This is a genomic window from Actinomycetospora lutea, assembly GCF_028737205.1.
Lineage (GTDB): Bacteria > Actinomycetota > Actinomycetes > Mycobacteriales > Pseudonocardiaceae > Actinomycetospora > Actinomycetospora lutea.
This window is the reverse complement of sequence record NZ_JAQZAL010000013.1, coordinates 142,158-161,163: the sequence shown is the minus strand read 5'-3', so window position 1 is coordinate 161,163 and position 19,006 is coordinate 142,158. Positions and strand designations below refer to the sequence as shown.

The following is a 19,006-nucleotide window of genomic DNA, read 5'->3' as shown; positions in this document are numbered from 1 at the left end:
CCGGCGATGAGCGCTGCGGCGAAAGGTCCCACCCTCACCGTCTGCCGCGACTGCTGCTGCGGCACCACGCGCAAGCATCCCGGCGTCGACCACGCCGCCCAGCTCGCGCGGTTCCGGGCGGCGGCGCCGGTGCGCGTCAGCGACTGCCTCGACGCGTGCGCCTACTCGAACGTCGTGGTCGTCTCGCCCTCGCGGGCCGGGCGCGCCGCCGGGGCGCGGCCGGTGTGGCTGTTCGGGGTGCTCGACGCCGACACCGAGGGCGAGCTGACCGCCTGGATCGCGGCAGGCGGCCCGGGATCGCCGACCCGCCGGGGATGCTCGACCTGCGCATCTTCACGCCGGCGCGGAGGATCCGGTCGGCAGTGACGTAGGACGGAGGGAGAGCGCCGTGAGCACCGAGCAACGGGTGGCCGTGCTCCACGAGCCCGAGCGCATGACCGTCGAGACGCGGCCGGTGCCGGCGCCCGGGCCGGGCGACGTGCAGGTCGCGGTGCGGGCGGTCAGCGTGTGCGGCTCGGACGTGCACTACTACGACCACGGGCGCATCGGCGGCTTCGTCATGCACGGCCCGCTGGTGCTCGGGCACGAGACGTCCGGGGTGGTCAGCGCGGTCGGCGAGGGTGTCGAGGCGCCGGCGGCGGGCACGCGCGTCGCGGTCGAGCCGCAGCGCAACTGCGGACGCTGCGACCAGTGCGCACAGGGCCGCTACCACCTGTGCCCGTGGATCTCGTTCTTCGCGACGCCGCCGGTGGACGGGTCGTTCGCGCAGTACGTGACGGTGCCCGCGGGCCGCGCGCACCCGGTGCCCGACGCGCTCTCCGAGGACGCGGCGGCGATGATCGAGCCGCTGGCGGTGGCCGTGCACGCGGCGGGCAAGGCCGACATCGGGCCGGGCACGCGGGTGTTCGTCAGCGGCGGCGGGCCGGTCGGGCTGCTGTGCCTGCAGGTCGCGCGGGCCCGGGGCGCGGCGCGCGTGGTCCTGTCCGACCCGGTGGCCCGGCGCCGTGAGGTGGCGCTGCGCTTCGGGGCGGACGCGGTGATCGACCCGGGCGCCGCCGACGTCGACGTCGAGCCGGTGGACGTCGTGCTGGAGTGCACGGGCGTCCAGCCCGCGGTCGACCTCGCGATCGCGGCGACCGCGCCGGCCGCGACCGTCGTCCTCGTCGGCACCGGGGCGACGCTGACGCTGCCGCTCGACGTCGTCCAGGCCCGCGAGCTCGTGATCAAGGGGACGTTCCGCTACGCCCACGTCTATCCGGCCGCGATCGCCCTGGCGGCCTCCGGAGCGGTGCGGCTCGACGAGATGGTGACCTCGCACCACGATCTCGACGGGGCGGTCGACGCCCTGCTGGCGGCGCGCCGCGACCCGGACGCCATCAAGGCCGTGGTGCGCCCGGGCTGAGACACACGTCGGCCGGCACCGCTGCCACCGCGGTGCCGGCCGGGACGTGCGAGCGTGCGGGCCTCAGGCCGCCGCGGAGGCGATCGAGGAGACCGCGGAGCCGGCGCGGCGGGCGATGCCCCGGAGCTGGTCGCCCGGACGCTGCTGCTCGGCCGCCTGGGCGGAGAGCACGACGATCGCGCCGGTCAGCGCCGGGATCGCGTACTGCAGCGCGTGGAGCTGGCGGTTGGCGCGGGCCGCGTCGACCGGCAGCTGCTCGGCGACGTCGCTCGCCGCCTGACCGATGCGCTTGTCGGCCTCGCGCACGGTCTCGCCGGTCGCGGTGGCGCCGCCCTGCTTGGTGGTGGCGTCCGACATCAGCGTCGTGGTCGACGAGGAGACGCCGCTCTGCTGGTGGATCACGGCGTCCTCGACCTTCTTGCCGACGAGGCGGGTGTAGGCCGACGCGGCGAGGGCGGCGACGGTCAGCGCGAGCTTGGCGTTGACGGTGCCGGTGTGGCCCTTCTGGGCCAGTGCCCGCTTGCGGTTCTCGGCGAGCAGCCCGGCACCGCCGACGACGTGAGCGCCGATCGCGAGCGTGTTCACCGGGCTCCACTTGGCCCAGCCGATGCTCGAGACACGGTCGGCCGTGCGCCGGTCACCGGCCTCCTCGGCCGCGGCGTTGAGGCCCGCGAGGCCGAACAGCGAACCGCCGAACCAGGCGGCGAGGCCGACGTCGTGCAGGGCGTGCAGAACGGTGTTGCGCGTGCTCAAGGTGACTCCCTGATGGATCGGGGGCGCGTCGGGACGTCGCGGACCGGCCGCGGTGTCGTGACGGGGGGGCGGCCGGTGGACGGCCGGGGGTGAAGGGGCTGAGCGCTCAACCCGACCCGGCAGGCATAACCGGTGGCGCCCCGGCGAAACCGTCGGCGATCGCACCGATGGCCGTCCCGGTGCCCGGGTAGCCGCCGACGGACCGCACCCGATCCGCGAGGGAGGCGACGTGCCGGACGACGGGACGCGCAGGAACGGCCACGGCGCAGGACGCGACCGTCCGGTGGCGCTGGTGCTCGGCGCGAGCCGCGGGCTGGGGTTCCTGCTGGCGCAGGAACTGGGTCGCCGGGGCCACGACCTCGCCGTCGTGGCGCGCTCGGCCGACGGGCTCGAGGCGGCGCGCGGTGATCTGGAGGCGACCGGCGCGACGGTGCTCACCCTGCCCGCCGACCTCACGTCTCGCCCCGGCGCCGAGGCGGTGGTCGAGGCCGCCGACCGGCACTTCGGGCGCCTCGACGTGGTGGTCGCCAACGCCGGCATCATCCAGGTCGCACCGCTGTCGGCCCTCGACGCGCAGGACCTCGCCGACGCCCACGACGCGATCTTCTGGAGCGCCGTGCACCCCGTGCTCGCGGCGCTGCCGATCCTGCGCCGGGGTGGCGGCGGGCGCGTCGTGGTGATCACCTCGATCGGCGGCAAGGTCCCGACGCCGCGCCTGCTGCCCTACACGGCGGCGAAGTTCGCGACGGTCGGGTTCGCCGAGTCGCTGCGCACCGAGGCCGGTCGCGACGGGATCACCGTGACCACCGTGGTGCCCGGGCTCATGCGCACCGGGTCGACGCGCAACGCGCTCGTCGGCGGCGACCGCGAGGCCGAGCTGCGCTGGTTCACCGCGCTCGCGTCGCTGCCGCTGCTGTCGATGGACGCCGGCGCCGCGGCGCGCCGCATCATCGCGGCAGGGCTCGCCGGCCGCCCGGAGGTCGTGCTGACGCCGGCGGCGAAGGTCGGCCTGCGCGTGCACGGGCTCGCGCCGGGGCTCACGCAGCGGGCGCTGACCCTGCTCGACCGGCTGCTCCCGGCGCCGGGCGGCGACCCGCCGCAGCCGGGTCACACGCTGCCCGAGCAGCCGTGGTGGCAGCGCCTGCTCACCACGCTCGACCGCCGTGCCGCCGTCCGGCACCACGAGCTCGACGACGAGACGCCGCGCCGCTCCGCCGACCGGCGTCCGTGAGCGAAGTCTGGGGCTATCGCCCCGAACGTCGCTCACATCAGAAGTCCCGGGCCACCTCGTGCGGCATGCCCCTGGTGATGCTGCGCAGCTGCACCCGCCGGAAGAAGCGGATCAGCGGCCGGAAGCCGAGCTGGACGCTGCCGATGACGAACAGCGTCACCCCGACGTTGAACAGCTCGTGCCAGTAGAAGGCGATGCTGCCGATGGTGAAGAACAGGAAGATCCCGATGTCGTTGATGATGCTGAGCAGCTCGTAGCGCTGGCGCAGCACGATCTCCTGGTTGCCGAGCGAGATGGTGATGGACTGACCCTCGTGGCCGGCGTCGGGGTCCTGGCCCTGGTCCTCGGTCTCGCTGCTCGTGTCCTGGCTCATCGACCCTCCACGGTGTCGGGATGTGTTCTCGATGGGGAGGGAAGTGGGGATTCCGGGCGTGTCACAAACCCCGGTTTGCGCGAGCGCCGAGCCGGTGACTCCGTTCTCCGACGCCGGTTCACCTCGGGAGCCGGGCGCCCACCACCACCCGGATCCCGACGGAGGCGCCCCCCGTGAGCCTGCCCCGTCGTGCCGCGGACCTCGTCCGCTCCTGGCCGTTGTTCCGCCAGCTCACCGGCCCCGACCCGTTGGGTCGCGGGGCGGCGGTCGAGTCGAACGGCCCGCGCGACCACGCCCGGACCGCCGACGCCGACACGGTGACCCGGTCGGTCTGTCCGTTCTGCGCCGTCGGCTGCGGACAGAAGATCTACAGCCGCGAGGGTCGGGTGACCCACATCGAGGGCGATCCCGATTCGCCGATCAGCCGCGGCCGGCTCTGCCCGCGCGGGTCGTCGAGCCTGTCGCTGGTGACCTCCCCGTCCCGGCTCACCAGGGTGCGCTACCGGCGTCCGGGCGGCACCGACTGGGAGGACCTCGAGCTCGGCACGGCGATGGACATGATCGCCGACCGCATCATCGAGTCCCGCGCGCGGACCTGGGAGGACACCGACGGCGAGGGGCGGGTGCTGCGCCGCACGCTCGGCTTCGCGCACCTCGGCGGGGCGACGCTGGACAACGAGGAGAACTACCTCCTCAAGAAGCTCTACACCGCGCTCGGCGCCGTCCAGGTGGAGAACCAGGCGCGCATTTGACACAGCTCCACCGTCCCCGGTCTGGGGACCAGCTTCGGGCGCGGCGGCGCCACCAACACCCAGCAGGACATCGCGCAGGCCGACTGCGTCGTCCTCGAGGGGTCGAACATGGCCGAGGCGCACCCGGTCGGCTTCCAGTGGGTGATGGAGGCGAAGGCCCGCGGCGCCCGGATCATCCACGTCGACCCGCGGTTCACCCGCACCAGCGCCGTCGCCGACGCGCACGTCCCGATCCGCCCGGGCACCGACATCGCGTTCCTCGGCGGGTTGATCAACTACGTGCTGGAGAACGAGCGCGACTTCCGGGAGTACGTCGTCGCCTACACGAACGCGCCGATGCTGGTCCGCGAGGACTTCGTCGACGCGGGTGACGACGACGGCCTGTTCTCCGGCTGGGACCCCGAGACGTGCAGCTACGACACCACGACGTGGCAGTACGAGGGCGCCGACGTCGCCGCCGCGTCCGGCGACCGGGACGCCTGGGACTCCGACACCCACCAGCCCGAGATGCGCCGCGAGTCGCACCGCCTCACGCACCTGCTCGGCCAGTCCGAGAGCGCGGGATCGGGCGGGGCCACCGTCACCGGCGAGCCGGTCCGCGACGACACCCTGCAGCACCCGCGCTGCGTCTACCAGGTGCTGCGGCGGCACTTCGCCCGCTACACCCCGGAGACGGTGTCGCGGGTCTGCGGGATGTCGCCCGACCAGTTCCGCACGGTCGCCGAGGCGATCTGCGCGAACTCCGGGCGCGAGCGCACCACGATGTGGATCTACTCGGTCGGCTGGACCCAGCACACGGTCGGCGTGCAGTACATCCGTTGCGCCTCGATCCTGCAGGGGCTGCTCGGCAACATCGGCCGGCCCGGCGGCGGCATCATGGCGCTGCGCGGGCACGCGACCATCCAGGGCTCGACCGACATCCCCACGCTCTACGACCTGCTGCCGGGCTACATCCCGATGCCGCACGCCCACAAGAAGATGACACTGGCCGACTTCGTCGAGGCCGACGCCGCGTCCAAGGGCTTCTGGGGCAACATGCCCGCCTACATGGTCAGCCTGCTCAAGGCGTGGTTCGGGGACGCGGCGACGGCGGAGAACGACTACTGCTTCGACCTCGTGCCCCGCATCACCGGCGACCACAGCACGTTCACCACGGTGCTGAACATGATCGACCAGAAGTGCGAGGGCTACCTCGTCCTCGGGGAGAACCCCGCGGTCGGCACGACCAACTCGAAGCAGCAGCGCCTCGGGCTCGCCGCGCTGAAGTGGCTCGTCGTGCGCGACCTGCAGGAGATCGAGACCGCGACGTTCTGGCGCGACGGCCCGGAGATCGAGACCGGGGAGATGCGCACCGAGGACATCGGCACCGAGGTCTTCCTGCTGCCCGCGGCCACGCACGTCGAGAAGGCCGGGTCGTTCACCAACACCCAGCGGCTGCTGCAGTGGCGCCACCAGGCGGTCGAGCCGCCGGGCGACGCCCGCAGCGACCTGTGGTTCGCCCACGAGCTGGGCTTGCGGATCCGGGCGAAGCTGGCCGGGTCCGGGCTGTCCCGGGACGCGGCGATCCAGGCGCTGACCTGGGACTACCCGACCGAGGGCGTCCACGGCGACCCGGACGCCCACGCGATCCTCAAGGAGATCAGCGGCGTCGACGCCGACGGGACGCCGGTGTCGGGCTACACGGCGCTGCGTGACGACGGGTCGACGGCCTGCGGCTGCTGGATCTACTCCGGGGTCTACGCCGACGGGGTCAACCAGGCGGCGCGCCGCGTGCCCGCGGGCGGGGAGAGCCCGGCGGCGCTGGAGTGGGGCTGGGCGTGGCCGATGAACCGCCGCGTGCTCTACAACCGCGCCTCGGCCGACCCCGAGGGCAGGCCGTGGAGCGAGCGCAAGGCCTACGTCTGGTGGGACCCCGACGAGCAGCGCTGGACCGGCCACGACGTGCCGGACTTCGAGGCCGACAAGCCACCGTCGTACCGGCCTCCGGACGGTGCGGTCGCGCAGGACGCGATCGCCGGCGACGAGCCGTTCATCATGCAGGCCGACGGGCGGGTGTGGCTCTACGCGCCGACTGGGCTCGCCGACGGGCCGATGCCGGTGCACTACGAGCCCGAAGAGGCGCCGACCCGCAACGCGCTGCACCCGCTGACCCGGGCCAACCCGGCGCGGGAGCGCTTCGTCCGCGACGACAACCCCTACAACCCGTCGGACCACCAGCCCGGCTCCGAGGTGTTCCCGTACGCGTTCACGACGTTCCGCATCGCCGAGCACCACACCGCGGGCGGGATGAGCCGCTGGACGCCCTACCTCGCGGAGCTGGCGCCGGAGATGTTCGTCGAGGTCTCCCCGGCGCTGGCCGCCGAGCGGGGTCTCGAGCACACCGGGTGGGCGACGATCGTGACCGCACGGTCGGCGATCGAGGCGCGGGTCGTGGTCACCGAGCGGATGAAGCCGCTGCGGATCGCCGGCGAGACCGTGCACCAGGTGGGCCTGCCGTGGCACTGGGGGCCGAACGGGCTGGTCACCGGCGACGCCGCGAACGAGCTCATCGGCATCTCGCTGGACCCGAACGTCCACATCATGGACACCAAGACCGGGACCTGCGACGTCGTCGCCGGGCGCCGGCCGCGGGGCCCGGAGCTGCCGACGTTCGTGGAGGGCTACCGGAAGCGGGCGGGCATCTAGCCCACCCGGATCTCCACCCGCCGGCTCGCGTCGAGCGACGCGAGCGGGCGGGCGGCTCCGACGCCGACGGCGGTGAGGCTGCCGGCGGGCACCCCGGCCGCCTCCAGCCGGCGCACGACCTCCTCGGCGCGCTGCTGCGAGAGCGCCTGCGCGTCGCCGGTGTCGTCGCCCGCGGGGGCGGTGTGGCCCTCGACGGTGACCGGCGGACCCGGCGACGCCCGCAGGACGGCGGCGAGGCGTGACACCGACGCGCCCGCCTCCGGGGCGGGCGTGGCGCTGTCGGCGGGGAAGCGCAGCGGGGCCGTGGCAAGGAGCTCGTCGACCGTGCCCTGCAGGACGGCGGTGTCGGGGCCGCTCCGGCCGGCGGGGCGCGGGGTGGCGTCGGGCGTGTCCGGGGCCGCGGGGGCGACCGACGCGGCGGGGGCGGGCGGGGTCGACGAGCCGCCCTGCGTCAGCGCGACGGTCACGGCCGCGCCACCCAGCAGCAGCACGGCGAGCGCGACGAGCACGAACGGTGTCCGGCGCCGGCGTCCGCCGGGCGCGGCGTGGGTGCCGCCGCCGGAGGGACCCCGGCCGCCCCACCAGTGCGCCCCGCCGGGCACGCCGGTGATGCGGCCGCGATGGTGCCCACCCCCCGTCACCCGCCACCTCCTCCTGGTCGTGACGCACTGTGCCCGTTCGGCACGGCGACGCGCCCGGGAACCGGAAGAAAGCGCCCGGACGGCCGCGTGCACGCTGCGTCGACCGGCCCATGTGAGCGAACTCCGGGCCCAGAACACCGATGTCTCGCTCGCCTCGGGGGTGGAAGGATTGCGTGCCGTGACGACCCCGAGTGCCGAGCCGGCCCTACGCGTGCTGCGCCGCGACGACGTGCTGGCCGCGTCCGCCGCCGTCGACCCCGTCGCGAGCGTGCAGGCCACGCTGCTCGCCCACGCCCGCGGCGCGACGACCCTGCCCGACGAGGCCTACCTGCCCTGGCACACGCCGTCGTCGGGAGTGTTCGCGCGCAGCCTCGCGCTGCCCGGGGCGGTGTGGGGCGACCGGCCGGCGGTCGGCCTCAAGGTGATCAACTCGAGCCTCGACAACCCCTCGCGGGGCATGCCGCGCGCCCAGGGCTGGACGTTCCTGTTCGACCCCGACACCGCGCGCCCGGTCGCCATGCTCGAGGCCGCCTGGATCTCGGCCACCCGGACCGCGGCGTACACCGTGCTGTCGGCGCGCCTGCTCGCCGCGCCGGGGCTCGACCGGATCGCGGTGCTCGGGTGCGGGGCGCTCGCCGAGTCGCACCTGGACCTGCTGGGCGCCGAGTACCCGGACGCCTCGGTGGTCGTCCACGACCTGGATCCCGCCCGTGCCCGCGCATTCGCCGCCCTGCGCCGCGCCGACGTGGCCGACGACCCGCGCGCCGCCGTCGAGGGCGCCGGCCTGGTCGTCTGCACCACGACGACGACCACCGGCTACATCGCCCTCGACTGGCTCGCCCCGGGCGCGCTGGTCGCGCACGTGTCCCTGGACGACGTGCTGCCCGAGGTCGTGGCGGGCGCGGACCTGGTCGTCATCGACGACTGGGACCTCATCGCCGCCGACGACCGGCGCCTGCTGGGACGGATGCTGCGCGAGGGCACGCTCGCCGCGCCGGGGGAGAGCAAGGACGGGGCGCGCACGGTCGACGCGACGCTGGCCGACGTCGTCGCCGGCACGCACCCGGGGCGCGCCCGGGACACCGACGTCGTCCTGTCCAACCCGTTCGGCATGGGCGTGCTCGACGTGGCCCTCGCCGCCGACGTCCACGACGCCGCCCTCGCCCGCGACCTCGGCACCATCATCCAGCCCTGACCCCTCGTGAGCGAACTTCGGTGCTATCGCCCCGAAGTTCGCTCACGTCCCTACTCCGCGCCCGTGCGCGGGGTGAGGCCCGCGGCGCGGATGCCGGCGACGACGACCTCCTCGTCGGCCAGCGATGCGTCACCGCTGGCACCGACCGCGCCCAGCAGCGTCCCCGCGTCGTCGTGGACGAAGACCCCGCCGGGCACCGAGAACACCTTCCCGCCGGCCAGCGAGGCGACCGAGGTGAAGAACTCCGCGGAGTCGGCGGCCCGCGCCGCGATGGCCCGGCTGTCCATGCCGAGCGCGAGCACGCCGTACGCCTTGGCCGTCGCGACATCCGGGCGCAGGAACCCCGACCCGTCCTCGCGGCCCAGCGCCACGAGCGCGCCGCCGGGGTCGAGCACCGCCACGGTCAGCGGCTTGTACCCCTGCGCGCGGGCGTGCGCGAGGGCGGCGGACACGATGCTCTGGGCCTGCTCGAGGGTGATGCTCATGGCGGGCCGGTACCCGCCCGGGGCGCTCGTGTCACCCGGGCCCGTCCGGGGGACGGCGACGGCGACACCGCCACGCCCACCGCTCGTCCGCGACCACCGACGGCTCATCGTGCGGGGCGCGGCGCGTCGGCCTGGTGATGTCGTCGGTCGACTAGGGTGACGCCGACCGTCACGAAGGGAGGGGACGGCCATGGAGGGACGCCGCGGCGCCCCGACCCGTGACGCGACCCGTGTCCCCGGGCCCCCGTCGCCGGCCGCCCCGGTCACCCCCGCGCCGCCCGACGGCCCCGCGCTGCTCGAGGGCTTCGAGGAGGGCGTGGTCGTCTGCGACCGCGCCGGCGTCGTCCGGGCCGCCAACCCCGCCGCCCGCACCCTGCTGCCCGGCCTGCGCGTCGGCGAGGTCGTCGACGTCGCCCACTGCGAGGTCCTCGCCCGCGCGGTGCGCGACGGCGTCCCGGAGGGGTTCGAGGCGGTCGTCGAGCACCCCGGCGGCGAGCGCCACGTCCGGGGTCGCCGCGGTCCCGGTCTCGGCACGTCCCCGCCGCCGCCGGAGCCCCAGGACGGCGACAGCACCTGGTACCTGCGCGACGTCACCGGCGAGCACGCGCGCACCGACACCCTGCTCGCCGCCCAGGAGCGCGCCGCCTTCCTCGCCGAGGCCGGGCGCGCGCTGCACGGCGTGCTGCACCTCGACCGCACCGCCCGCCGCGTCGTCGCCCTCGCCGTGCCCCGCCTCGCCGCGGGCGCGACGCTCGTCCTGCGCCACGACGACACCGTCACCTGGGCCCGCGCCGAGCTGGGCGGCGGACGCCCGCGGCTGGGTCGCGTGGGCGCCGCCGACCTCGCCCGCGTCCCCGCGCTGACCGCGGCCCTCACCGGTGACGAGTCTCTCGGCCCGTGGCTCGCCGACGAGCTGGCCACCCTCACCGGCCTCGGCGCCCGCCCCGGCCCCGTCCGGGCCTGCCCGGTGCCGATCACCGGCGTGGTCGAGGCCGTCGTCGTGCTCGCCGACCCGCGCAGCGCCGACGCCCCGGCCCGGGACGACCCGCTGGCCGCCGCCGAGGAGGACCTGCTCACCTCCTACGTCGCCCGCGCCGGCACCGCGCTGGCCGCGGCCGCCCTGCACGAGGAGCAGGCCCACCTCGGCGCCGTCCTCCAGGAGAGCCTCGCCGCGCCGCGCCTCCCGGCCACCCCGGGCATCGCCTGGGGCGCCGCCTACCGCCCGGCCCGCGAGACGATGCGCGTCGGCGGCGACTTCTACGAGGTGGCGCAGGGCGCGGAGCGCTCCGCGTTCCTCCTCGGCGACGTCTGCGGCAAGGGCATCGAGGCCGCCGTGCTCTCCGGACGCGTGCGCCAGTCGTGGCACGCCCTGCGCCTGCTCGAGGACCGGCCCGGCCGGCTGCTGCCGCTGCTCAACACCGCGCTGCTCGACGCCGTCGCCACCCGCGACGAGAGCCCGCGCTTCGCGACGATGGTGCTCGGCGACGCCCGCCCGGTCGGCGACGGCACCGTCGAACTGCGCCTGGCCACGGGCGGGCACCCACCGCCGCTGGTCCTGCGCACCACCGGCGAGGTCGAGACCGTCGCCGTGTCGGGGATGCTCGTCGGCGGGATCCGCGAGGCCCGCTTCGGCGAGGCCGAGGTGCTGCTGCGCCCCGGCGACGTCTGCCTGCTCTACAGCGACGGCGTGGTCGAGGCCCGCGGTCCCGGCGACTTCTTCGGCGAGGAGCGGCTCGCGGCGGCCCTCCCGCGCTGCGCGGGCGCGCCGGCCGCCGTGCTCTGCGAGCAGCTCGAGCAGACCGTCGTCTCCTGGCTCGACGGGCACGACCACGACGACGTCGCGATGCTGGCCATCCAGGCACCGAGGAGTGAGGCGTGACGACCGCGTCCCCGCCCACCGACGCCATCTCCCTGCGCGCCTCCTATCTCGACCGGCTCGCCGACGCCGACGAGCGGGGGGCGGTCGCCGTTGCGCTCGACGCCCTCGACGCCGGCGTCGACCCGGAGACCGTGCTGCTCGACGTCGTCGCCGGTGCCCAGCGCGAGGTCGGCGACCGCTGGGCGGCGGGGGAGTGGACGGTCGTGCAGGAGCACGTCGCCACCCACATCAGCGAGCGCGTCGTCGCCGCCGTCGCCGTCCACGCGCCGGCCCCGGCGCCCACCGGCGTCGGCACGGTCGCGGTCGCGTGCCTCGACGGCGAGTGGCACGGGCTGCCCGCGCGCCTGCTCGCCGAGGTCCTCGCCCGCCACGGCTGGGCGGTCGAGTTCCTCGGCGCCTCGGTGCCCGCCGCGCAGCTCGCCACCCACGTGCACCGCGTCGGCCCCGACCTCGTCGCGATCTCCAGCTCGCTGCCCTCGCGGCTGCCTGCGGCCCGGCGCATGGTCGAGGCGTGCCGGGCGACGGGCACCCCGGTGCTCGCCGGCGGGCCCGCCTTCGGCACCGACGGCCGCTGGGCCCGCGCGGTCGGCGCCGACGGCTGGGCCCCCGACGCCCGCGCGGCGGCGGCCGTGCTCGCCGCCTCCCCGGACGGGCCGTGGTTCGCCGACGGGCACGACCCCGCCGGGACCCGGGGGACGCCGGGGGACCGGTCCGGGCGCGAGGAGCAGGCGGTGCTGCACGCCCGCCGCGGCGAGCTCGTGGCGCTCGCGGCCGCGGCCGTCCGCCCCGACGCCGGGGAGGTGTCCGAGGAGCTCGCCGACGACCTCGGCCACCTCGTCGACTTCCTCGCGGCCGCGGTGTTCGTCGACGACCCGACGCTGTTCGACGGCTTCGTGCACTGGGTCGGCACCGTGACCATCCCCGCCGGGCTGCGGACCACCGAGGTCGCGCCCGCCCTCGACGCGCTGTCCGCGGCCTTGGCAGACTCGCCGCGCACGGCCCGGTTCCTCCGCGGTGCCCACGGCGCCCACGGAGGCCTGCCCGCCGCGGTGGGATGAGAGGTGGCGTCATGACCGAGCTGATCATCCGTACCGAGCGCACCGACGGGCACGCCGTCGTGACGGTCGGTGGGGACCTCGACTACGACAGCCACGGCCGTCTCGACGACGCCGTCGGGGCCGCCCTCGACGACCCGCCGGCCGGTCTCGTCGTCGACCTCGCCGCCGTCACCTACTGCGACTCGTGCGGTCTGCGCGTGCTGCTCGGCGCCCACCGCCGCGCCACGGAGGCCGGCGCGACGTTCCTGCTCCGGGGCGCACAGGGCCAGCCCGCCCGCGCGCTGAAGCTGACGGGGCTCGACGAGGTCTTCGGTTAGGTGCCCGCCGGGGTCGCCGTCACGTCTTCCTCACATGCGGGTCAGCGCACCGACTCCAGGAACGCGAAGAAGGTCGCCGACCAGCGGTCCGCCGCGTCGACGTGGGGCCCGTGGCCGGACCCGGTGAACATCTCCATCTCGGCGCGCCCGCCCGCCGCGCGGTAGGCCTCGAGGACGTCGCGGATCTGGGCGACCATCGGCTGCGGCGGGAACACGTCCGGGCCCGGCCAGCCCGGCACGGTCCCGGCCGCGCCGAGCGTGCCGAGCTCCAGGGCCGACCCGTCGGCGACGACGACGTCGGCGCTGCCGTGGGTCCACAGCACCGGGGGCTTCGGGTCGAGCGTGGGCAGCCACGACCAGTCGCAGTACTTCGGCGACAGCGCGTTGAGCAGCCCGCGCGTGCCCGGCGCCGCGCCCGGCCAGTTCTCCGAGGGCGCGGCGTCGCCCGGGTAACCGTCGTCGGAGATGTTGGTCAGCAGGATCTCGTCGACGAGGATGTCCTCGCGCTCGGGCGGCTCGCGGTGGCCCGCCGCCCAGTAGGTCGCGTTCATGACGTTGCGCGGCGAGAGCGGGCTGTCGGCGCCGCGGTCGCGGTCGCGCAGGCGCTGCACGAACTCGGGGTTGGCCACCCCCGCGCCCGAGCCCGCGACGTCGGGCCAGCACGGCGAGCCGTCGCGGAACACGCCGCCGAAGCCGTACGGCGACACCGGGTCGAGGAACGTCAGCGAGGCCACCGTGCGCGCGCGGGCCGCCAGCGCGATCGCGGCGCCCGCCGTGGACCAGCCCACGAGGTGGGCGGGCCGGTCGACGCCCAGCGCGTCGAGGAAGCCGACGAGGTCGTCGGCCCAGTCGCCGAGGCCCCGGGTGGCGTCGATCGGGGCCTGCTCCGAGCGCCCGAAGCCGCGCATGTCGGGGGCGAGGATGCGCCAGCGCTCGGGCGCCCCGGGCATGAGGTGCTCGAAGAACCGGCCGGTGGAGAGGTTGCCGTGCACGAACACCACGGGCTCGCCGTCGGACGGGCCGGACTCGAGGTAGTGGGTGCGGATGCGCCCGTCGACCTCGCCGGCGCGCACGCCGGGCATCAGGGAATCCATCAGGCGCTCCGCTCGGTCGAGGGCAGCCGCGAGATCACCGCGTCCGTGTCGACGCCGCGCGGGAGCGTGCCGAAGGCGTGGCCGCCCTCGCCGGCGACGCGGGAGGAGACGTAGGCGTCGGCGACGGCGCTCGGGGCGTGGCGGACCAGCAGCGCCCCGGTCAACAGCACCGCCATGCGCTCGGCGAGGCGCCGGGCGCCGCGCTCGTCGGGCGCCGCCAGCTCGGCCTCGACGTCCTTGAACCCGCCGTCGACGCGATCGTCGACGCCGAGCACCTCGGCGCGGTAGGCCTCCAGCGTGGCGGGCTCGCGGGCGAGCAGGCGCAGCAGGTCGAGGGCGTTGACGTTGCCCGAGCCCTCCCAGATCGAGTTCAGCGGCGCCTCGCGGAACAGCCGCGGCATCCCCGACTCCTCGACGTAGCCGTTGCCGCCGAGACACTCGAGCGCCTCGCCGACCACCGCGGTCTGGCGCTTGCAGATCCAGTACTTGCCCAGCGTCACCCCGATCCGCCGGAACGCCGCCTCGTGCGCGTCCCCGGCGCTGCGGTCCTGCGCCCCGGCGAGCCGCATCGCCAGGGCGATCGCGCCCTCCGACTCGCAGGCGAGGTCGGCGAGCACCTCGCGCATCAGCGGCTGGTCGATCAGGGTGCGGCCGAAGGCGGAGCGGTGCCGGGCGTGGTGCGCCGCCCGCGACACCGCGGCGCGCATCCCGGCCGTCGACCCCAGGGCGGTGTCGAGCCGGGTGCAGGCGACCATCTCGATGATCGTGCGGACTCCGCGGCCCTCGTCGCCGACCCGCCAGGCCACGGTCTCGTCGAACTCGGGCTCGCTCGACGCGTTGGAGCGGTTGCCCAGCTTGTCCTTGAGCCGCTGGATGCGGAACGTGTTGCGGGTGCCGTCGGGCAGCACGCGCGGCACGAGGAAGCACGTCAGGCCGCCGGGGGCCTGGGCGAGCACCAGGAACACGTCGCACATCGGCGCGCTGGTGAACCACTTGTGGCCGGTGAGCCGGTAGACGGTGTCGTCGGACCCGTCGGGACGCGCGACGGTGGTGTTCGCGCGGACGTCGGAGCCGCCCTGCTTCTCGGTCATCCCCATGCCCGCGAGCAGGCCGCGCTTCGTCTCCGGGGTGCGCAGGCCGGGGTCGTGGACGCGGCTCGTGAGCCCGGGGCCGAACCGTTCGAGCAGCTCGGGCGCGGCGCGCAGCGCGGGCAGGACGGCGTAGGTCATCGAGATCGGGCAGCCGTGGCCCGCCTCGAGCTGCGACCACGTCAGGAACCCCGCGGCGCGGGCCACGTGGGCGCCGGGCCGGTCGTCGGCCCAGGGGGCGCCCGCGAAGCCGCGGCCCACGGCCTCGGTCAGCAGCGCGTGGTAGCCCGGGTCGTAGTCGACCTCGTCGATCCGGTGCCCGACGCGGTCGTGGGTGCGCAGCCGGGGCTCGTTGCGGTGCGCGGCGTCCGCCCACTCCTGCGCGCCGGCCGACCCGGCGAGCCGGCCGACGGCGTGCAGCTCGTCGCGGTACCACCCGGCGCCCTCGCGCTCGAGCGCCTCGAGCAGCGGGGGATCGGCGGCCACGTCGTGGCCGACGAGGTCGGGGACCTGGTTGGTGACCTCATGCGTCGCGGGCACCCGCGGATCCGACCACGCCGCGCGCCCGTGATCCAGGCCCGGGCGCCGCGCCGCCCCGCGCCATCGCGACGAGGCCGCTGTGATCGCGGATCTGGTAGACGCCGCGGCCGACCGTCGCGATGATGCCGCGCTGCACGAGCGTCGCGAGCGCCTGGTTGACCGACTGCCGCGCGGGCCCCAGCCGGCTCGCGAGCTCCGCCTGCCGCAGGGTGACGACGACGAGGTCGGAACCGTGCTGCCGGCCGGCCAGCAGGAACTTCGCGACGCGGCGCACCACGGGCAGCGACCCGAGGTCGGTCATCTGCTCGGTGAAGGACTGCAGGCGCTCGGCGATGTGGCGGGCGATCGCGATGCCGAGGTCGCGGTCCGCGTCGAGCATGGAGGGCAGGAGCGTCGCCGGGACGCGCAGGACCCGGGTGTCGTCGAGCAGCCCGCGCATCGTGGCGAAGTACGGGATGTCGGCGACCACGTTCTCCATGCACAGGCTCTCGTGGCGGCGGTCGGTGACGAAGTAGAGCATCGACTCGGGCCCGGTCGGGTCGCCGCGCCACGCCCCGACCCGCCCGCGCAGCAGCACGAAGAACGCGTCGGCGGCCCCGCCCGAGCGGTAGAGCACGGCGTCGCGGGCGAGCGTCACGACCGTGCACTCCTGGGTCGCCCGCGCCACCATCCCGGGCGGCAGCCGGCGGAACCACTCGATCTCCACGAGATCCTGGACCGTCGGCCGCATGGTCGAACCGTAGCGTCAGTTCCGATCAGGGGTCAGGGCGTGCGGCGGAACTGCGGGCGCGCCCTTGTCGCCCGCGGGGCGAGGGGGCACCGTGGGCGACCTCACGGTGATCTCGAGGAGGAGCTCATGGGCGACGTCCCGTCGATGCGGGAACTGCTGGGCGACAACCCCCCGCAGAACTGGGGGAAGTGGGGGGACGACGACGAGGTCGGCGCCCTGAACTACCTCGACGCCGCCCAGGTCCTGCGGGGGGTGGGGAGCGTGAAGAGCGGGCAGGTGCTCACGCTCCAGTGCCCGATGGGCCACCCGCACGGCGATCCCGTCTTCCCGGGGCGCGAGGGCATCAAGCGCGAGATGGTCTGGGACCACGACGTCTTCGAGTCCGGCCAGGGGCCGAGCTTCCCCGGCGGGATCCGCGCCACCGACGACAAGGCCGAGATCTTCCTGCAGGGCTCCTCGCAGTACGACGCGCTCGGCCACGCCTGGTACGACGACACGCTCTGGAACGGGCGTCACGCCGACACCACCACCGGCGGCGGCATGAGCTGGGCATCGATCCTGCCGATCGCCGACCGCGGCGTCGTCGGGCGCGGCGTGCTGATCGACATGGCCCGCCACCGCGGCAAGGACTGGCTGGACAAGGGCGAGACCTTCACCCACCGCGACCTCGAGGACGCCGCCGCGAAGCAGGGCGTGACCATCGAGGACCGCGACATCCTGCTGGTCCGCACCGGCTTCCTGAAGTACTTCTACGCGACACCTGCGGAGGAGTTCTACGAGGGCTTCATCGAGCCCGGCCTGACCTACTCCCGCGAACTCGTCGAGTGGTTCCAGAACAAGGAGATCCCCAACCTCGTCACCGACACGATCGCCAACGAGGTCACCGCCGACCCGGAGAGCGGCGTGCTCCTGCCCCTGCACGCCTCGCTGCTGCGCAACCTCGGCGTCAGCCTCGCCGAGATCATCTGGCTGGACGACCTCGCCGACGCGTGCGCCGCCGACGGGCGCTGGGACTTCCTCTACACCGCCGCGCCGCTGAAGATCCACGAGGCGACCGGGTCGCCCGTGAACCCCGTGGTGATCCGCTGATGGGCACCGCTGAGAAGTCCGTCTACGACGAGCGTCCCTGGCTGCCGCGGTACCGCTCGGAGTACCCGCACGACGTCGAGCCCGAGTTCCCGAGCGCGCTGGCGATGTTCGAGGACTCGCTGCGCCGCGCGCCCGAGACCGAGATCGTCCGGTACTTCGACGGCACGCTCACCCTCGCCGAGCTCGACCGGCTCTCGGACCGGTTCGCCGTCGCGCTGGCCGACCGCGGCTTCGAGAAGGGCCAGCGGCTCGCGACCTACCTGCAGAACATCCCGCAGGTGCTCATCGCGACGATCGGCACGTGGAAGGCCGGCGGCATCGTCGTCTCGATCAACCCGATGAGCCGGGTGCGCGAGCTGACGACGCTGCTGGGCGACTGCGAGGCCACCGCGCTGCTCGCCGAGGAGGACCTGTTCGGCCAGGTCGCCGCGGAGGTCGTGCCGACGATCCCGTCGCTGCGGATCGCGTGGACGACCTCGCCGCTGGAGTTCCAGACCCGCCACGACCCGCGGCTCTTCGGCGGCATGGAGCGGGTGCGCCACGAGGGCACCGAGGACATGAGCGAGGTCCTGGCCGCGGTCGGCGACCGCGAGCCCGAGCCCGTCGAGCTCGAGCTCGACGACCCGGCCTTCCTGGGCTACACCTCGGGCACCACGGGGCCGCCGAAGGGCGCGATGAACACCCACCGCAACGTGGTGTTCAACGCCCGCGTCTACCGCGAGTGGTGCGGGCTGACCTCCGAGGACTCGGTGCTCGGCGTCGCCCCGCTGTTCCACATCACCGGCGTCGTGGCGCACACCGCGGTCTGCCTGCTCGTGCCGATGCCGCTCGTGCTGGCGTACCGCTTCGAGCCGAACGTCATGCTCGACGCGATCCGCGAGCACCGCCCGACGTTCACCGCGGGCTCGATCACCGTCTTCATCGCGCTGATGAACACCGAGGGCGCGGTGAAGGAGGACCTGTCGTCGCTGGAGAAGATCTACTCCGGTGGGGCGCCGATCCCGCCGTCGACCGTCAAGGCGTTCTCGGCGCACTTCGGGCACTACATCCACAACATCTACGGCCTCACCGAGACCACCTCGCCCTCGCACGGCACGCCGCGGGGCTCGGAGGCGCCGGTCGACGAGGCCTCCGGCGCGCTCTCGGTGGGCGTGCCGGTGTTCTCCACCGTTGTGCGGATCATGCGCGACGACGGCACCGACGCCGACGTGGGCGAGGTCGGCGAGATCGTCACCCGCGGGCCGCAGGTGGTGCCGGGGTACTGGAACAAGCCCGAGGAGACGCAGAACGCGCTGCGCGCCCCGGACGGGTCGGTCGAGCTCAAGACCGGCGACGTCGGCTACATGGACGCGCAGGGCTGGTTCTACGTCGTCGACCGCAAGAAGGACCAGATCAACGCCGGCGGCTACAAGGTCTGGCCCCGCGAGGTCGAGGACGTGCTCTACGAGCACCCGGCGGTCCGCGAGGCGGCGGTCGTCGGCGTGCCCGACGAGTACCGCGGCGAGACGGTGAAGGCGTTCGTGTCGGTACGACCCGGGCAGAGCGTCGAGCCCGACGAGCTCATCCAGTTCTGCAAGGAACGGATGTCGGCGTACAAGTATCCGCGCCAGGTCGAGCTCATGGACGAGATTCCGAAGACCGTCACGGGCAAGCTGCTGCGGCGCGCGCTGCGGTAGGTCACTGCGCGAGGATCG

The 19,006-nt window shown here is 74.8% G+C and carries 17 protein-coding genes; 10 read left to right on the top strand and 7 right to left on the bottom strand.

Annotation, left to right across the window (positions count from 1 at the left end; translation table 11 throughout):
- Positions 1 to 6: 6 nt before the first annotated feature.
- Positions 7 to 366, top strand: coding sequence for a hypothetical protein (locus PHK61_RS16205; protein WP_274282027.1), 360 nt, complete (start codon positions 7 to 9; stop codon positions 364 to 366).
- A gap of 22 nt (positions 367 to 388) precedes the next feature.
- Positions 389 to 1,402: an alcohol dehydrogenase catalytic domain-containing protein gene (locus tag PHK61_RS16200; protein ID WP_274282026.1), complete on the top strand. Its 1,014-nt coding sequence runs from the start codon at positions 389 to 391 to the stop codon at positions 1,400 to 1,402.
- Positions 1,403 to 1,465: 63 nt separating this feature from the next.
- Here PHK61_RS16200 and PHK61_RS16195 read toward each other — a convergent pair whose 3' ends face one another.
- Positions 1,466 to 2,155 carry a hypothetical protein gene (locus tag PHK61_RS16195; RefSeq protein ID WP_274282025.1) on the bottom strand — a complete coding sequence of 230 codons (690 nt, stop codon included), beginning with the start codon at positions 2,153 to 2,155 and terminating at the stop codon, positions 1,466 to 1,468.
- A 229-nt stretch (positions 2,156 to 2,384) separates the two neighbouring features.
- On the opposite strand from PHK61_RS16195, the gene PHK61_RS16190 reads away from it, so the two are divergent.
- The gene (locus PHK61_RS16190; RefSeq protein ID WP_274282024.1) at positions 2,385 to 3,386 is read left to right on the top strand and encodes an SDR family NAD(P)-dependent oxidoreductase; all 1,002 of its coding nucleotides are present in this window, start codon (positions 2,385 to 2,387) and stop codon (positions 3,384 to 3,386) included.
- Between the two features lie 37 nt (positions 3,387 to 3,423).
- Here the strand turns inward: PHK61_RS16190 and PHK61_RS16185 are convergent, their stop codons facing one another.
- Entirely contained in the window at positions 3,424 to 3,759 is a 336-nt protein-coding gene (locus PHK61_RS16185) for a YrhK family protein (protein ID WP_274282023.1), read from the bottom strand.
- Between the two features lie 179 nt (positions 3,760 to 3,938).
- On the opposite strand from PHK61_RS16185, the gene fdh reads away from it, so the two are divergent.
- Complete coding sequence (gene fdh, locus PHK61_RS16180; RefSeq protein WP_274282049.1) at positions 3,939 to 7,196, top strand: formate dehydrogenase; 3,258 nt, start codon at positions 3,939 to 3,941, stop codon at positions 7,194 to 7,196.
- On the opposite strand, the gene PHK61_RS16175 is transcribed toward fdh, so the two are convergent.
- A complete protein-coding gene (locus tag PHK61_RS16175; RefSeq protein ID WP_274282022.1) occupies positions 7,193 to 7,837 on the bottom strand; it encodes an OmpA family protein in 645 nt (214 codons plus the stop codon). The genes fdh and PHK61_RS16175 overlap by 4 nt on opposite strands.
- A gap of 178 nt (positions 7,838 to 8,015) precedes the next feature.
- Here PHK61_RS16175 and PHK61_RS16170 point away from each other — a divergent pair, with 178 nt between their 5' ends.
- Positions 8,016 to 9,032 (top strand): ornithine cyclodeaminase, encoded by a 1,017-nt coding sequence (locus PHK61_RS16170; protein WP_274282021.1) that lies wholly within the window; start codon positions 8,016 to 8,018, stop codon positions 9,030 to 9,032.
- Positions 9,033 to 9,082: 50 nt separating this feature from the next.
- Here PHK61_RS16170 and PHK61_RS16165 read toward each other — a convergent pair whose 3' ends face one another.
- Complete coding sequence (locus PHK61_RS16165) at positions 9,083 to 9,517, bottom strand: GlcG/HbpS family heme-binding protein (RefSeq protein ID WP_274282020.1); 435 nt, start codon at positions 9,515 to 9,517, stop codon at positions 9,083 to 9,085.
- A gap of 190 nt (positions 9,518 to 9,707) precedes the next feature.
- On the opposite strand from PHK61_RS16165, the gene PHK61_RS16160 reads away from it, so the two are divergent.
- From PHK61_RS16160 to PHK61_RS16150, 3 genes are read left to right on the top strand one after another with little or no spacing between them, the layout of a single operon-like run.
- Entirely contained in the window at positions 9,708 to 11,396 is a 1,689-nt protein-coding gene (locus tag PHK61_RS16160) for a PP2C family protein-serine/threonine phosphatase (protein ID WP_274282019.1), read from the top strand.
- On the top strand, positions 11,393 to 12,454 hold the full coding sequence (locus PHK61_RS16155) for a cobalamin B12-binding domain-containing protein (RefSeq protein WP_274282018.1): 1,062 nt from the start codon (positions 11,393 to 11,395) through the stop codon (positions 12,452 to 12,454). The genes PHK61_RS16160 and PHK61_RS16155 overlap by 4 nt, the downstream gene beginning before the upstream one ends.
- 11 nt (positions 12,455 to 12,465) lie before the next feature.
- Positions 12,466 to 12,771, top strand: coding sequence for an STAS domain-containing protein (locus tag PHK61_RS16150; RefSeq protein WP_274282017.1), 306 nt, complete (start codon positions 12,466 to 12,468; stop codon positions 12,769 to 12,771).
- A 41-nt stretch (positions 12,772 to 12,812) separates the two neighbouring features.
- Here PHK61_RS16150 and PHK61_RS16145 read toward each other — a convergent pair whose 3' ends face one another.
- From PHK61_RS16145 to PHK61_RS16135, 3 genes are read right to left on the bottom strand one after another with little or no spacing between them, the layout of a single operon-like run.
- Positions 12,813 to 13,865: an alpha/beta fold hydrolase gene (locus PHK61_RS16145; RefSeq protein ID WP_274282016.1), complete on the bottom strand. Its 1,053-nt coding sequence runs from the start codon at positions 13,863 to 13,865 to the stop codon at positions 12,813 to 12,815.
- Positions 13,865 to 15,493: an acyl-CoA dehydrogenase family protein gene (locus PHK61_RS16140; RefSeq protein ID WP_274282015.1), complete on the bottom strand. Its 1,629-nt coding sequence runs from the start codon at positions 15,491 to 15,493 to the stop codon at positions 13,865 to 13,867. Before PHK61_RS16140 ends, PHK61_RS16145 begins: the two co-directional genes overlap by 1 nt.
- Positions 15,477 to 16,223 (bottom strand): Crp/Fnr family transcriptional regulator, encoded by a 747-nt coding sequence (locus tag PHK61_RS16135; RefSeq protein ID WP_274282014.1) that lies wholly within the window; start codon positions 16,221 to 16,223, stop codon positions 15,477 to 15,479. The genes PHK61_RS16140 and PHK61_RS16135 overlap by 17 nt, the downstream gene beginning before the upstream one ends.
- A gap of 126 nt (positions 16,224 to 16,349) precedes the next feature.
- Here PHK61_RS16135 and PHK61_RS16130 point away from each other — a divergent pair, with 126 nt between their 5' ends.
- Complete coding sequence (locus PHK61_RS16130; RefSeq protein WP_274282013.1) at positions 16,350 to 17,312, top strand: cyclase family protein; 963 nt, start codon at positions 16,350 to 16,352, stop codon at positions 17,310 to 17,312.
- Complete coding sequence (locus tag PHK61_RS16125) at positions 17,312 to 18,988, top strand: class I adenylate-forming enzyme family protein (protein WP_274282012.1); 1,677 nt, start codon at positions 17,312 to 17,314, stop codon at positions 18,986 to 18,988. The genes PHK61_RS16130 and PHK61_RS16125 overlap by 1 nt, the downstream gene beginning before the upstream one ends.
- Positions 18,989 to 19,006 lie beyond the last annotated feature (18 nt).